Annotated in this window: 11 protein-coding genes; 9 read left to right on the forward strand and 2 right to left on the reverse strand. The window is 50.7% G+C overall.

Annotated features, from left to right (window positions below):
* Positions 1 to 231: 231 nt before the first annotated feature.
* Entirely contained in the window at positions 232 to 4215 is a 3984-nt protein-coding gene (gene ehaA / locus E0D98_RS14535) for an autotransporter adhesin EhaA (protein ID WP_072095365.1), read from the forward strand.
* A gap of 141 nt (positions 4216 to 4356) precedes the next feature.
* The gene (locus E0D98_RS14540; RefSeq protein WP_000146391.1) at positions 4357 to 5445 is read left to right on the forward strand and encodes an EAL domain-containing protein; all 1089 of its coding nucleotides are present in this window, start codon (positions 4357 to 4359) and stop codon (positions 5443 to 5445) included.
* Between the two features lie 41 nt (positions 5446 to 5486).
* Here E0D98_RS14540 and E0D98_RS14545 read toward each other — a convergent pair whose 3' ends face one another.
* Both E0D98_RS14545 and E0D98_RS14550 read right to left on the reverse strand, forming a co-directional pair.
* Complete coding sequence (locus E0D98_RS14545; RefSeq protein WP_001084392.1) at positions 5487 to 6419, reverse strand: LysR substrate-binding domain-containing protein; 933 nt, start codon at positions 6417 to 6419, stop codon at positions 5487 to 5489.
* A 91-nt stretch (positions 6420 to 6510) separates the two neighbouring features.
* Positions 6511 to 7008: a DUF1097 domain-containing protein gene (locus E0D98_RS14550; RefSeq protein WP_001013880.1), complete on the reverse strand. Its 498-nt coding sequence runs from the start codon at positions 7006 to 7008 to the stop codon at positions 6511 to 6513.
* Positions 7009 to 7265: 257 nt separating this feature from the next.
* Here E0D98_RS14550 and E0D98_RS14555 point away from each other — a divergent pair, with 257 nt between their 5' ends.
* The 7 genes from E0D98_RS14555 (at position 7266) to E0D98_RS14585 (ending at position 14923) form a co-directional block, all read left to right on the forward strand.
* Positions 7266 to 7871 carry an ankyrin repeat domain-containing protein gene (locus E0D98_RS14555; RefSeq protein ID WP_000023635.1) on the forward strand — a complete coding sequence of 202 codons (606 nt, stop codon included), beginning with the start codon at positions 7266 to 7268 and terminating at the stop codon, positions 7869 to 7871.
* A 39-nt stretch (positions 7872 to 7910) separates the two neighbouring features.
* The gene (locus tag E0D98_RS14560; protein WP_001296901.1) at positions 7911 to 8774 is read left to right on the forward strand and encodes a DUF2877 domain-containing protein; all 864 of its coding nucleotides are present in this window, start codon (positions 7911 to 7913) and stop codon (positions 8772 to 8774) included.
* Complete coding sequence (gene fdrA / locus E0D98_RS14565) at positions 8764 to 10311, forward strand: acyl-CoA synthetase FdrA (RefSeq protein ID WP_000111784.1); 1548 nt, start codon at positions 8764 to 8766, stop codon at positions 10309 to 10311. The genes E0D98_RS14560 and fdrA overlap by 11 nt, the downstream gene beginning before the upstream one ends.
* Positions 10311 to 11729 carry a DUF1116 domain-containing protein gene (locus E0D98_RS14570; RefSeq protein ID WP_000083455.1) on the forward strand — a complete coding sequence of 473 codons (1419 nt, stop codon included), beginning with the start codon at positions 10311 to 10313 and terminating at the stop codon, positions 11727 to 11729. The genes fdrA and E0D98_RS14570 overlap by 1 nt, the downstream gene beginning before the upstream one ends.
* A gap of 142 nt (positions 11730 to 11871) precedes the next feature.
* Complete coding sequence (locus E0D98_RS14575; RefSeq protein WP_000661649.1) at positions 11872 to 12822, forward strand: carbamate kinase family protein; 951 nt, start codon at positions 11872 to 11874, stop codon at positions 12820 to 12822.
* 9 nt (positions 12823 to 12831) lie between these two features.
* Complete coding sequence (locus tag E0D98_RS14580; RefSeq protein ID WP_000665131.1) at positions 12832 to 14214, forward strand: amidohydrolase family protein; 1383 nt, start codon at positions 12832 to 12834, stop codon at positions 14212 to 14214.
* A 298-nt stretch (positions 14215 to 14512) separates the two neighbouring features.
* A complete protein-coding gene (locus E0D98_RS14585) occupies positions 14513 to 14923 on the forward strand; it encodes an ASCH domain-containing protein (protein ID WP_131890726.1) in 411 nt (136 codons plus the stop codon).
* Positions 14924 to 14964: the final 41 nt, after the last annotated feature.

Below are 14964 nucleotides of genomic sequence, written 5' to 3' on the forward strand. Positions count from 1 at the left end.
TAGAGCCTGGGAGGAATGTAATGATAAAGTTAAGAGTGTTAACTTAAAATAAGTTTTAAGTAATAACTTGCTATTTTATTACCCTCTGAACTACATACTCAGATATGTGGTTGCCAATGCTATGCAAAATTTTTGAATTTTTATATGCGATGAACAGTAATCAGAATGGCATTTAATGCGTTGCTGTTTATGCAATCTTGGTTTTATTTGGATGTATTGCTGGAGATTGTGATGAATAAAATATATCGGCTAAAGTGGAACAGGTCCCGTAACTGTTGGAGCGTCTGCTCTGAGCTGGGGAGCAGAGTAAAAGGAAAAAAGTCCCGGGCTGTTTTAATTAGCGCGATAAGTTTATATTCATCTCTGGTATTCGCCGATGATGTCATCGTAAACCAGGATAAAACTATTGATTTTGGCAAAGAGAACCAGAGCATCGATTACCGTATTACGGTGACTGACAATGCCAATCTGGTAATCAATACGACAGATACTTCCCGTCCGCGTCTGACTCTCGCTTCTGGTGGTGGGTTGGATATTACCGGAGGAAAGGTAACAATCAATGGCCCGCTTAACTTTTTGCTGAAAGGTACGGGGTTCCTGAATGTCTCCAATGCTGGCAGCGAGTTATATGCTGATGATTTGTATGAGTCAAACTCAGGCATGAGACATGATCAAGGCTATTTTAATGTCTCCAATGGCGGCAAAATTCATGTTAAGGGCACCAGTCGTCTGACTTATACGCAGGGGAATGTAAGCGGCGAAGGTAGTCAGGTAAATGCAGGGACCTTCTTTATGGGCGTTTACGGCGGATATGGCGGTAATCAGTTCCTGTCGGTTAATAACGGTGGTGAAGTTAATGCTCGTGAACATATTAGCCTGGGTTATTACGACCAACGTTCTGATACAACATTAGTCGTATCAGATGGAGGTAAAATATCCGCACCGAAAATTAGTTTAAGCACCAACTCTGAGTTAGCGTTAGGTGCACAGGAAGGAAGTGCTGCGAAGGCTGCAGGGATTATTGATGCCGAAAAAATTGAGTTTGTGTGGGCAAAGACATCCGATAAGAAAATCACCTTAAACCACACGGATAAAAACGCGACTATTTCCGCGGATATTGTCAGTGGCAGCGAGGGCCTGGGCTATATCAATGCGCTCAATGGCACGACTTACTTAACCGGTGATAACTCTGCCTTTAGTGGTAAAGTCAAAATTGAGCAAAATGGCGCTTTAGGGATCACCCAAAATATAGGTACAGCAGAGATCAACAACCGCGGGAAATTACACCTGAAGGCTGACGATAGCATGACCTTTGCCAATAAGATTTCCGGCAATGGTACAATAAGTATCGACAGTGGGACAGTGGCACTGACCGGCAATAACTATGCATTCAGCGGATATATTGATGTCGCTTCTGGTGCTGTCGCGGTTATTTCTGAAGACAAGAACATCGGCCGTGCGGACCTGGATGTTGATGGCAAACTGCAAATCAATGCCAATAAAGATTGGGTATTTGATAACGATCTTCAAGGTAGAGGTATTGTTGAAATAAACATGGGGAATCACGAATTCTCCTTCGATGAGTTTGCTTATACAGACTGGTTCCAGGGTTCACTGGCGTTCCAGAACACGACATTTAACCTGGAAAAGAATGCTGAGTTTCTGCAGAGAGGCGGGATCACTGCGGGTCAGGGAAGCCAGGTAACAGTGGGTAAGGGCGCTCACTCCATTAGCACTTTGGGATTCTCCGGCGGAACCGTTGATTTTGGTGCCCTGACAGCAGGTGCACAGATGACAGAAGGGACGGTCAACGTTAGTAAAACGCTGGATTTGCGCGGCGAGGGTGTGATTCAGGTTTCTGACAGTGACGTTGTCCGCTCAGTATCTCGTGATATTGACTCTGCGTTATCGCTCACTGAAGTCGATGATGGTAACAGCGCCATTAAGCTGGTTGATGCGCAAGGTGCGGAAGTTCTGGGCGATGCGGGCAATCTGCAATTGCAGGATAAAAATGGGCAAATCCTCTCCAGCAGCGCCCAACGTGATATTCAGCAGAATGGGCAAAAAGCGGCCGTCGGCACTTACGACTATCGTCTGACGAGTGGGGTAAACAATGACGGTCTGTATATCGGTTACGGCCTGACCCAGCTTGATTTACACGCTACCGACAGCGATGCTCTGGTGCTGAGCTCTAACGGTAAAAGCGAGAATGCCGCCGATCTCAGCGCAAAGATTACCGGCAGTGGTGACCTGGCATTCAGCAGCCAGAAGGGTCAGACCGTATCGCTTTCTAACAAAGACAACGACTATACCGGTGTTACCGATCTGCGCAGTGGGACGCTTTTGTTGAATAACGATAACGTGTTGGGTAATACCCATGAACTGCGTCTGGCGGCAGAGACTGAACTGGATATGAATGGTCACAGCCAGACCGTGGGCACGCTCAATGGCAGCGCCGATTCACTGCTGAGCTTAAATGGCGGCAGTCTGACGGTTACCAACGGGGGCACTTCAACCGGTTCGTTAACGGGGAGCGGAGAGCTGAATATTCAGGGCGGCACGCTGGACATCGCGGGCGATAACAGCAACCTGACGGCGAATGTGAACATTGCTAATTCGGCTAATGTCCTGGTAAGTCATGCGCAGGGATTGGGTAGCGCAAACGTTGAGAACAACGGTACCCTGGCGTTGAATAATAGCACTGAAAAAAGAGCGGCTGCGTCTGTGAATTACACCCTGGGCGGCAATCTGACCAACAACGGTACGCTGATGACCGGAATGTCAGGACAGCAAGCTGGCAATGTGTTAGTGGTGAAGGGGAACTACCACGGTAATAACGGTCAACTAGTAATGAATACGGTACTGAATGGCGATGACTCAGTAACCGATAAATTGGTTGTCGAGGGCGATACTAGCGGCACGACTGCCGTTACGGTGAATAACGCTGGCGGTACAGGTGCGAAAACCCTTAACGGTATCGAACTTATCCATGTAGACGGTAAGTCTGAGGGCGAATTTGTTCAGGCTGGTCGTATCGTTGCGGGGGCGTATGACTACACTCTCGCGCGTGGACAAGGGGCAAATAGTGGTAACTGGTATCTGACCAGCGGCAGTGATTCTCCTGAACTGCAGCCGGAGCCAGACCCGATGCCGAATCCGGAGCCAAACCCGAATCCAGAGCCGAACCCTAACCCGACACCTACGCCGGGTCCGGATCTGAATGTGGATAATGACCTGCGACCGGAGGCGGGTAGCTACATTGCGAACCTTGCAGCAGCGAATACAATGTTCACCACGCGTCTGCATGAGCGTCTGGGTAATACGTACTATACCGACATGGTGACGGGTGAGCAGAAACAAACCACTATGTGGATGCGCCATGAAGGTGGTCATAATAAATGGCGTGATGGCAGCGGCCAGCTGAAAACCCAAAGCAATCGCTATGTTCTGCAACTGGGAGGCGATGTCGCGCAGTGGAGCCAAAACGGCAGCGACAGCTGGCATGTTGGGGTCATGGCGGGATATGGCAACAGCGACAGCAAAACCATTTCCTCGCGAACCGGTTATCGTGCAAAAGCGAGTGTGAACGGATATAGCACCGGCCTCTATGCCACCTGGTATGCCGATGACGAGTCGCGTAATGGCGCGTATCTCGACAGTTGGGCGCAGTACAGCTGGTTTGATAACACAGTGAAAGGGGATGACTTACAAAGTGAATCCTATAAATCAAAAGGATTTACCGCTTCACTGGAAGCTGGATACAAACACAAATTAGCTGAATTTAATGGCAGCCAGGGAACGCGTAATGAATGGTATGTTCAGCCGCAAGCACAGGTTACCTGGATGGGAGTCAAAGCCGATAAGCACCGCGAAAGCAACGGAACCCTCGTTCATAGCAACGGTGATGGCAATGTTCAAACCCGACTTGGCGTAAAAACCTGGCTGAAGAGCCACCATAAAATGGATGACGGTAAATCCCGCGAGTTCCAGCCGTTTGTAGAAGTGAACTGGCTGCATAACAGTAAGGATTTCAGCACCAGTATGGATGGCGTGTCCGTCACTCAGGATGGAGCCCGAAATATTGCTGAGATAAAAACCGGGGTGGAAGGACAGCTAAATGCCAACCTGAATGTCTGGGGGAATGTGGGCGTTCAGGTTGCCGATAGGGGATATAATGACACCTCTGCAATGGTTGGCATTAAGTGGCAATTCTGATCTGAATAATGAGTAAAAGGAGAGAGAGCCGAACGGGAGATAATTCGGCTCTCTGTGTCATTTTCTTGCAGCCAGCTTTATCAGTCAGAGTGAAGACTCGCAGATTTAGCTGGCGCACAAGATTTAATCAAGGTGTGTTCAATGGCTTCGCATGATTTGAGTGTTTTTTTGGAAGAGTTCGGGGCAACGGTGAATTTGACGTTGCCTGGTATCGTGTCCGAAAAAGAACGGCTTTTACTCAAGCTGCTAATGGAGGGAATGTCGGTTACAGAAATCTCACAGTACAGAAATCGCAGTGCAAAGACAATTTCACATCAAAAGAAGCAGCTGTATGAAAAACTAGGCATCCAGAGTGATATTACCTTCTGGCGGGATATCTTTTTTCAATATCATCCGCAAGTCATCAGTGGCACGGGAAATAAAAATAATTTTTATATCCCTGATAACCGTTGTCACCATATCGTCACGCCTGAAGCCATCAGTCTGGCGTTGGAAAACCACGAATTCAAACCGTGGATCCAACCGGTTTTCTGCGCGCAGACTGGGGTACTGACGGGCTGTGAGGTACTTGTCCGCTGGGAACATCCACAAACGGGAATTATCCCACCGGATCAGTTTATTCCTCTGGCGGAGTCATCCGGTCTTATTGTCATAATGACCCGCCAACTGATGAAACAGACTGCGGATATTCTGATGCCGGTAAAACATTTGCTGCCGGACAATTTCCATATTGGCATCAACGTCTCGGCGGGTTGTTTTTTGGCAGCGGGATTTGAAAAAGAGTGTCTGAACCTGGTTAAGAAATTAGGTAACGATAAAATCAAGCTGGTTCTCGAGCTAACGGAACGTAACCCTATTCCGGTAACGCCAGAAGCCAGAGCGATATTTGACAGCCTTCATCAGCACAACATTACCTTTGCGCTGGATGACTTTGGTACGGGTTATGCGACCTATCGTTACTTGCAGGCGTTCCCGGTCGATTTTATTAAGATCGATAAGTCATTTGTGCAAATGGCGAGTGTCGACGAAATCTCCGGTCATATTGTGGACAATATTGTCGAACTAGCGCGTAAGCCTGGTCTGAGTATCGTGGCGGAAGGGGTAGAAACCCAGGAGCAGGCGGATTTAATGATCGGTAAAGGCGTTCACTTTTTGCAGGGCTATTTGTACTCTCCGCCAGTACCGGGTAATAAATTTATCTCTGAATGGGTAATGAAAGCAGGTGGTTGATGTAAACCGCTATTCACAGCGCATCGGGAGGTTGGCAGCGATTAATTCTCCCGATGCAGTAAATCCTGATAGATCCCCGTTAATATGCCATTTGGCGCAAATTGTTTTTTAATCCACTGCGTCACCTGACCCGTAGCAGAATGCTGAGTCGCCAGTAACATGCGCGAATCCTGGCGCGGATTATGGATTTGTCGGGTAACCAGCAGGGATTGCGTCATCGCCTCACGGACCATGTAATCCGGCAAAAAACCAATTCCTTCACCTAAAATCTGGCACTGACATTTGGTGTTGAAATCTGGCACCAGAATTGACTCCTGCCCGTGCAGCAACCAGCCCACTTTTTTATTAATCGTATGCGCGGTGTCCTCCACCATAATATTAGGGTAGAGACGCAGTTGGCTTTCGGCGATGGGTTCCGGCACAAAGGCTAACGGGTGATCCGGGGCGATAGCAAAAGCCCAGCGAATCGCGCCAATTTCAGTGTAATCAATACCGCCGCCGTCCAGTAGTGTATCGGGTGCGCCGATGGCGATATTGGCCTGATTATTAATAATCGCATCCCAGACGCCGTTATACACTTCGGTGGTGACGGTAATCTGGCAGGTAGGAAACTGCTTTTTCAGCACCTGTAACAAGCGTGCGGTGTGTTTGGGCGTATAAAGCAGCTGATTAATACAAATGCGCACACGTGCTTCTATGCCCTGCGAAATAGTATCGATACTGCGTTTGATGGCGTGAAAATCATTCAGCAGGTCGGTAGCTTTGCGGAAAAAATAACGCCCGGACTCCGTTAACTCAATGCTGCGGGTACTGCGAGTGAACAGCACCACATCCAGCCCCGTCTCCATACGCTTGATGGTGTAGCTAATGGCGGAAGTGGTTAAACCCAACTCTTCTGCGGCTTTACTGAAGCTGCCAAAACGCGCAGCGGTAGTAAATGCCAACAGATTCTCTTCGGTAAAAATTGAGTTCATTAAACCATTCTCGCCATTATCTACTATGAATTTCTCCAGCTATGACTGTAGAGGTATCGGTTAAAGATAGATAATCATTTTTGAATAACTTTTAATAACCGTCGCGTTTAGTCGTCGCTTCGCTTAATTTTTGTCCACCATATTCTGAAATTATCCCCACGCAGTTACCCGCCAGAAAACCCAGTAACGTCACCGTCCAGTTCATCCCGCTGGCAAAAAACAGCGTCATGCCGAGAAAGCCACCGGGAATAAAGGACAGTAACCAGAAACGCCCTTGCCAGACCACTACCGCCGAGAAGGGTACGGTAGTAATTACGCTCGCCCAGAACGCGGACAGTCCACTTACAGAGGCCAGCCAACCGGCAGCCAGCGCGGCGAAAAATGCCCACACCATCCCGGAATAATTAACCGCCAGACTTCTGATAAACCCCGATTTACCGCCGCCTGCGGCATAAAAACTGCAAAAGGCGACGAAGCCAATGGTTCCTAATAATTCCCATCCCTGAGAGAGCCCGACATGTGAAGACACTAACTGCCAAAGCCCTGCACAAATACCGACGGTGACACCCGTTGCCGTGAGTCCGTTCATCTTGTTCCCCTCTGGTTAGACATGGACGAAAGCTACTCTTACATGTGCAGACTATAGAGAAATAAAACCTGATTGAGTGAAAGGGTATCGGGTCAAAGAAACAAATATTGCACTACCGCACACTGCGAAAAGATTGTTGAACATCATTCAACAAAAAGGCGAAATACAGCGAATTAAATTTAAGCGGGTTCTTTTATCAGATTATCGTTGCTATTCTCAATTCATCGAAAACAGCCACAAAAACCAGGGGAATGTGAATGAGTATAAAAAATCTACCTGCCGACTATTTATTGGCTGCACAACAGGGTGATATCGATAAAGTAAAAACCTGCCTTGCGCTGGGTGTCGATATTAATACCTGCGATCGTCAGGGGAAAACGGCAATTACGCTGGCAAGTTTATATCAGCAATATGCTTGCGTTCAGGCATTAATTGATGCCGGAGCGGATATTAATAAGCAAGATCATACCTGTTTAAATCCTTTTTTAATTAGCTGTCTGAACGATGATTTAACGCTACTACGAATTATTTTACCGGCTAAACCCGATCTTAATTGCGTAACCCGTTTTGGCGGTGTCGGCCTGACGCCTGCCTGTGAAAAAGGCCATTTAAGTATTGTAAAAGAGCTTTTGGCGCATACGGAGATTAACGTTAACCAGACCAACCATGTAGGCTGGACGCCGCTACTGGAAGCGATTGTGCTTAATGATGGTGGTATTAAACAGCAGGCGATTGTGCAGTTATTGCTGGAACACGGTGCCAGCCCGCATCTGACCGATAAATATGGCAAAACGCCACTGGAACTGGCGAGGGAACGGGGCTTTGAAGAGATTGCGCAGTTACTGATTGCCGCAGGTGCATAAACCGGGAGGCTTGCTATCAACACACCAGAAAGACGGTGTGTGTGGGCGCTAACTGCGGATGCGGATTTTCTGGCGCAGCGGGGGCAAGGACAGGTTGAACAGGTCTTTGCCAGAGCGGTAAATATCGCACTCCCGGCTCGCCAGCAGTTGCTGACGCTGCTTTGTGAAGAGTACGACAATGCGCCAAACAGTTGTCGGTTGGCACTCACTCACTTTGATGATCTGTTCCGGCATGGTGATAAGGTTCAGTTTGACGATCAAGGTATTACGGTTGGTCAACATCTTCATATAGAGATGAGTCGTTGTCGGCGTTGGCTGTCCCCAACCTTGCAAATGACCGCTGTGAATTTTCACCTTATCGCCTGGCTACAGTGGCACGACATTATTCATCAGCACCTGGGGGAAAATGAAACCCTGTTTAATTATCGCGGCGATAATCCGTTTTATCAGGCGTTAAATAAAGAACTACATATTAAACGACGGGCAGTTATTCAGGCAGTAAACGAAAAACAAAATATCGCCGCAGCGGTCGCCAGTATGATTGGGTTAGGGATTGGCCTTACGCCATCAGCCGACGATTATTTAACAGGTCTGGCGCTTATTTTATTTATTCCCGGGCATCCGTCGGAAAAATACAAAGAGGAATTTTATCTCGGTATGCAGCGCGGCAGAAATAACACCACATTATTAAGTGCTATAACGCTGGAAGCCGCATTACAACAACGTTGCCGGGAAAATATTCATCGTTTTATTCACAACATTATTTATGACATCCCTGGGAACGCAACTCAGGCAATAGAAAAAATTAAACATATTGGCTCCAGTTCCGGCTGCGACATGCTGTATGGCATGGCCGATGGTTGTGCGCTGAGCCAAACCTACGGAGGGAATTATGTCAGTTAAAATAGTCATTAAACCGAATACCTATTTTGATTCTGTCTCGCTGATGTCTATCTCCACGCGTGCAAATAAACTCGACGGCGTCGAGCAGGCATTTGTGGCGATGGCGACCGAAATGAACAAAGGTGTACTGAAAAATTTAGGACTGCTGACGCCGGAGCTGGAACAGGCGAAAAACGGCGACCTGATGATTGTCATCAACGGCAAAGCGGGCGCGGACAACGAACAGTTGCTGGTGGAGATTGAAGAACTGTTCAACAGCAAAGCGCAAAGCGGCTCGCACGAGGCGCGTTACGCCACTATTGCCAGCGCCAAAAAGCATATCCCGGAAAGTAACCTGGCGGTGATTTCGGTTAACGGTCTGTTTGCCGCTCGCGAAGCGCGTCAGGCGCTGCAAAACGACCTTAACGTGATGCTGTTTTCCGATAACGTCTCAGTTGAAGATGAACTGGCGCTCAAGCAGTTGGCCCACGAAAAAGGGCTGCTGATGATGGGGCCGGACTGCGGCACGGCGATTATTAACGGCGCGGCGCTCTGTTTTGGTAACGCCGTGCGTCGCGGCAATATCGGTATTGTTGGCGCATCCGGCACCGGCAGCCAGGAGCTGAGCGTCCGCATTCATGAATTTGGTGGCGGTGTTTCACAACTGATTGGCACCGGCGGGCGCGACCTGAGCGAGAAAATCGGCGGCCTGATGATGCTCGACGCCATCGGGATGCTGGAAAACGATCCGCAAACTGAAATTATCGCACTGATTTCAAAACCTCCCGCGCCTGCGGTGGCCCGCAAAGTGCTGGAACGCGCACGTGCCTGCCGCAAGCCGGTGGTGGTCTGCTTCCTCGGTCGCGTTGAAACGCCGGTGGATGAGCAGGGGCTACAGTTTGCCCGCGGCAGCAAAGAGGCGGCGCTAAAAGCGGTGATGCTCTCCGGCGTGAAACAGGAAAATCTCGACCTGCATACGCTTAACCAGCCGTTGATTGCTGATGTGCGTGCGCGTCTGCAACCGCAGCAGAAATACATTCGTGGCCTGTTCTGCGGCGGCACGCTGTGCGACGAAACCATGTTCGCGGTGATGGAAAAACATGGCGATGTCTACAGCAACATTCAGCCCGATCCTGAATTCCGCCTGCAAGATATCAACCGCAGCATCAAACACACCTTCCTCGACTTTGGCGATGACGACTTCACCAACGGCAAGCCGCATCCAATGATTGACCCCACCAACCGCATCAGTCGCTTGATCGAAGAAGCGCGCGATCCAGAAGTGGCGGTGATCGTGATGGATTTTGTGCTCGGATTTGGATCGCATGAAGATCCGGTCGGCTCCACCATCGAGGCGATCAAAGAAGCGAAAGCGATCGCCGCCGCCGAAGGACGCGAGTTGATCATTCTCGCCTATGTGCTGGGCACCGATCTCGATACGCCATCATTAGAACAACAAAGCCAGATGCTGCTTGATGCCGGAGTGATTCTGGCGAGCAGCAGCACCAATACCGGATTGCTGGCGCGTGAATTTATCTGCAAAGGGGAGGAAGCCTGATGAGCCAGTCACTGTTTAGCCAACCGTTGAACGTTATTAACGTCGGTATCGCCATGTTTAGCGATGACCTGAAAAAGCAGCATGTAGAAGTGACTCAACTCGACTGGACGCCGCCGGGGCAGGGCAATATGCAGGTGGTGCAGGCGCTGGATAACATTGCCGATTCGCCGCTGGCAGACAAAATCGCCGCCGCTAACCAGCAGGCGCTGGAGCGCATTATCCAGTCGCATCCGGTGCTGATTGGTTTTGATCAGGCGATTAACGTGGTGCCGGGCATGACGCCGAAAACCATTCTTCACGCCGGGCCGCCGATCACCTGGGAAAAAATGTGCGGCGCGATGAAAGGCGCGGTCACCGGGGCGTTGGTGTTCGAAGGGCTGGCGAAAGATCTCGATGAGGCGACTGAACTGGCGGCCTCCGGGGAGATCACCTTCTCGCCGTGCCACGAACACGACTGCGTGGGATCGATGGCGGGCGTTACCTCGGCCTCGATGTTTATGCACATCGTGAAAAACAAAACCTACGGCAACATCGCTTATACCAATATGAGCGAGCAGATGGCGAAGATTTTGCGTATGGGTGCCAACGATCAGAGCGTGATCGACCGCCTCAACTGGATGCGCGATGTGCAGGGGCCAATGCTGCGCGACGCGATGAAAATTATCGGTGAGATCGATCTGCGCTTAATGCTGGCGCAGGCGCTGCATATGGGCGATGAGTGCCATAACCGCAATAACGCCGGGACGACGCTGCTGATTCAGGCACTGACGCCGGGGATCATTCAGGCAGGCTATTCCGTCGAGCAACAGCGCGAAGTGTTCGAGTTTGTCGCCAGCAGCGACTACTTCTCCGGCCCGACGTGGATGGCGATGTGTAAAGCGGCGATGGATGCGGCGCACGGCATCGAATACAGCACCGTGGTCACCACCATGGCGCGTAACGGCGTCGAGTTCGGCCTGCGGGTCAGCGGCCTGCCGGGGCAGTGGTTTACCGGCCCAGCGCAGCAGGTCATCGGCCCGATGTTTGCTGGTTATAAGCCGGAAGATTCGGGGCTGGATATCGGCGACAGCGCCATCACAGAAACCTACGGTATTGGCGGGTTTGCCATGGCGACCGCGCCTGCAATCGTCGCACTGGTGGGCGGCACGGTGGAAGAGGCTATCGATTTCTCCCGTCAGATGCGCGAAATCACCCTTGGCGAAAACCCCAACGTCACCATTCCGCTGCTCGGTTTTATGGGCGTGCCGTCGGCAATCGACATCACCCGCGTGGGTAGCAGCGGCATTCTGCCGGTGATCAACACCGCCATCGCCCATAAAGATGCGGGCGTCGGCATGATTGGCGCGGGCATTGTGCATCCACCATTCGCCTGCTTCGAGAAAGCCATTCTCGGCTGGTGCGAACGTTACGGCGTCTGACTTACATGTTAATGCCGGATGCGGTGTGAACGCCTTATCCGGCCTACGGATGGCCCGAGAATTGTAGGCCTGATAAGCGTAGCGCATCAGGCAGTCTGGCGTTGGTCATAACCTAATCACCCTCTGTAGCGGACATAACAACATGAAAGAGCTTGTGGTCGTTGCCATTGGTGGCAACAGCATTATCAAAGATAACGCCAGCCAGTCGATTGAGCATCAGGCGGAGGCGGTGAAAGCCGTGGCCGATACGGTGCTGGAAATGCTGGCTTCCGATTACGACATTGTGCTGACCCACGGTAACGGGCCGCAGGTCGGGCTGGATTTACGCCGTGCGGAGATTGCCCACGAGCGCGAAGGGCTGCCCTTAACGCCGCTGGCGAACTGTGTGGCAGATACGCAGGGCGGCATCGGCTATCTGATCCAACAGGCGCTGAATAACCGGCTGGCGCGTCACGGCGAGAAAAAAGCCGTCACCGTGGTAACTCAGGTGGAAGTGGATAAAAACGATCCAGGTTTTGCCCATCCCACCAAGCCCATTGGTGCATTCTTCAGTGAAAGCCAGCGTGACAAACTACAAAAGGCAAACCCTGACTGGTGTTTTGTTGAAGATGCCGGACGGGGCTATCGCCGCGTGGTCGCCTCGCCGGAACCGAAACGTATTGTCGAAGCACCCGCCATTAAGGCGCTGATCCAACAAGGTTTTGTCGTAATTGGCGCGGGCGGCGGTGGAATTCCGGTAGTGCGTACTGAAGCGGGGGATTACCAAAGCGTGGACGCGGTTATTGACAAAGATCTCTCTACCGCGCTGCTGGCCCGTGAAATTCACGCCGACATTCTGGTGATCACCACCGGCGTCGAAAAAGTCTGTATCCACTTTGGTAAACCGCAGCAGCAGGCGCTGGATCGGGTGGATATTGCCACCATGACTCGCTATATGCAGGAAGGGCATTTTCCGCCCGGCAGCATGTTGCCAAAAATCATCGCCAGCCTGACGTTCCTGGAGCAGGGCGGCAAAGAAGTGATTATCACCACGCCGGAATGCCTGCCTGCGGCGCTGCGCGGTGAAACGGGCACCCATATTATTAAAACGTAAGGACGTAGGATGAAAGAAAGCAATAGCCGCCGTGAATTTCTGAGCCAGAGCGGTAAGATGGTCACCGCCGCCGCGCTGTTTGGTACCTCTGTGCCGCTCGCCCATGCGGCGGTAGCTGGCACCCTAAACTGCGAAGCGAACAACACCATGAAAATCACTGACCCGCATTACTATCTCGATAACGTGCTGCTGGAAACCGGTTTTGACTACGAAAACGGTGTGGCGGTGCAGACCCGCACGGCGCGCCAGACCGTGGAGATTCAGGACGGCAAAATTGTCGCCCTGCGCGAGAACAAGCAGCATCCGGACGCCACGCTGCCGCACTATGACGCTGGCGGTAAGTTGATGCTACCCACCACTCGCGACATGCATATTCATCTCGACAAAACCTTCTACGGCGGGCCGTGGCGCTCGCTCAATCGTCCGGCAGGCACCACTATCCAGGACATGATCAAACTCGAGCAGAAAATGCTGCCGGAGTTACAACCGTATACGCAGGAGCGGGCGGAAAAACTGATCGATCTATTGCAGTCGAAAGGCACCACCATTGCCCGCAGCCACTGCAATATCGAACCGGTTTCCGGCCTAAAAAATCTGCAAAATTTGCAGGCGGTGCTGGCGCGGCGTCAGGCGGGCTTCGAGTGTGAAATCGTCGCCTTCCCGCAGCACGGTTTGCTGCTGTCGAAATCGGAACCCTTAATGCGCGAAGCGATGCAGGCGGGTGCGCATTACGTCGGCGGGCTGGACCCGACCAGTGTCGATGGCGCGATGGAAAAATCCCTCGACACCATGTTTCAGATTGCGCTGGACTACGACAAAGGTGTCGATATTCACCTGCACGAAACCACTCCGTCGGGCGTGGCAGCCATCAATTATATGGTTGAAACGGTAGAGAAAACGCCGCAACTGAAAGGTAAGCTGACCATCAGCCACGCCTTTGCGCTGGCTACGCTCAACGAACAACAGGTCGATGCGCTGGCGAATCGGATGGCGGCGCAGCAAATTTCTATCGCCTCGACGGTGCCGATTGGCACGCTGCATATGCCGCTCAAACAGTTGCACGACAAAGGCGTAAAAGTGATGACTGGCACTGACAGCGTTATCGACCACTGGTCGCCTTATGGTCTGGGCGACATGCTGGAAAAAGCCAATCTCTACGCGCAGCTCTATATTCGTCCTAACGAACAGAACCTCTCCCGTTCGCTGTTTCTAGCCACTGGCGATGTATTGCCGCTGAATGAAAAAGGCGAGCGTGTATGGCCAAAAGCGCAGGATGATGCCAGCTTTGTGCTGGTGGACGCCTCCTGTTCCGCCGAGGCGGTGGCGCGTATCTCGCCGAGAACCGCAACGTTCCATAAAGGGCAACTGGTGTGGGGGAGTGTGGCAGGTTGATGCGCATTTGAAACGCCTGCAACGGTGAATTGTAAGAGATTTAAGCCCCAGGGAGTGGGGCGGGAATGGTTTGCTAATGAATGATCCTGAACTTTATAATCTCGCGGCATAATTTCCAGGGGATTATTTGAGAGAAATACACAAAAGTGAGTTTTAACAAAGGTATTTATCAGGCCATAAATGTGACCTGCTTCGGATAAAAAAGATTCAGTATCGAAAAACCAATGATACTCTTGCTGATGGTTACCAACAGTAATTAAGATGTGATTTGTTTTTCCGTAATCGCAAAAATATTGCCATGACCATAAAAGAAAAATTCTCACAAAAATATCCCCATGCTTCCTTTTGTACTTTTGGCGATTCAGCAGCGTTGGCCGATCACCTCGCAACGTTGATTGCGACTGGTGTTAAAACAGCTTCCTGTGGTTCGCTGGCGGGATGTATTGAAGACAACACATTTCCGATGATTGGTGAGTATAAGATTGTAGAAAATAGCCGTGGTGAGCCTGTATGTGTTATCAGAGTGATTGGCCTGCATTTACTGCGCTTTTCTGATGTCACCGTGGAGCTTGCCCGTAAGGAAGGTGAAGGTGACCTCAGTCTTGAATATTGGCGTAATGAACACCGTCGTTTTTTCCAGGCAGAAGGAAGCTATTCACCAGAAATGGACGTTATATTTGAAGAATATGCCCTTATTGACGTTGTGTAGATAACTATTTATCTACGCGAAATAAACTCACACACATAAAA

The sequence above is a fragment of the Escherichia sp. KCJ4928 genome (genome assembly GCF_004352695.1).
In the GTDB taxonomy this organism is placed as follows: domain Bacteria; phylum Pseudomonadota; class Gammaproteobacteria; order Enterobacterales; family Enterobacteriaceae; genus ECMA0423.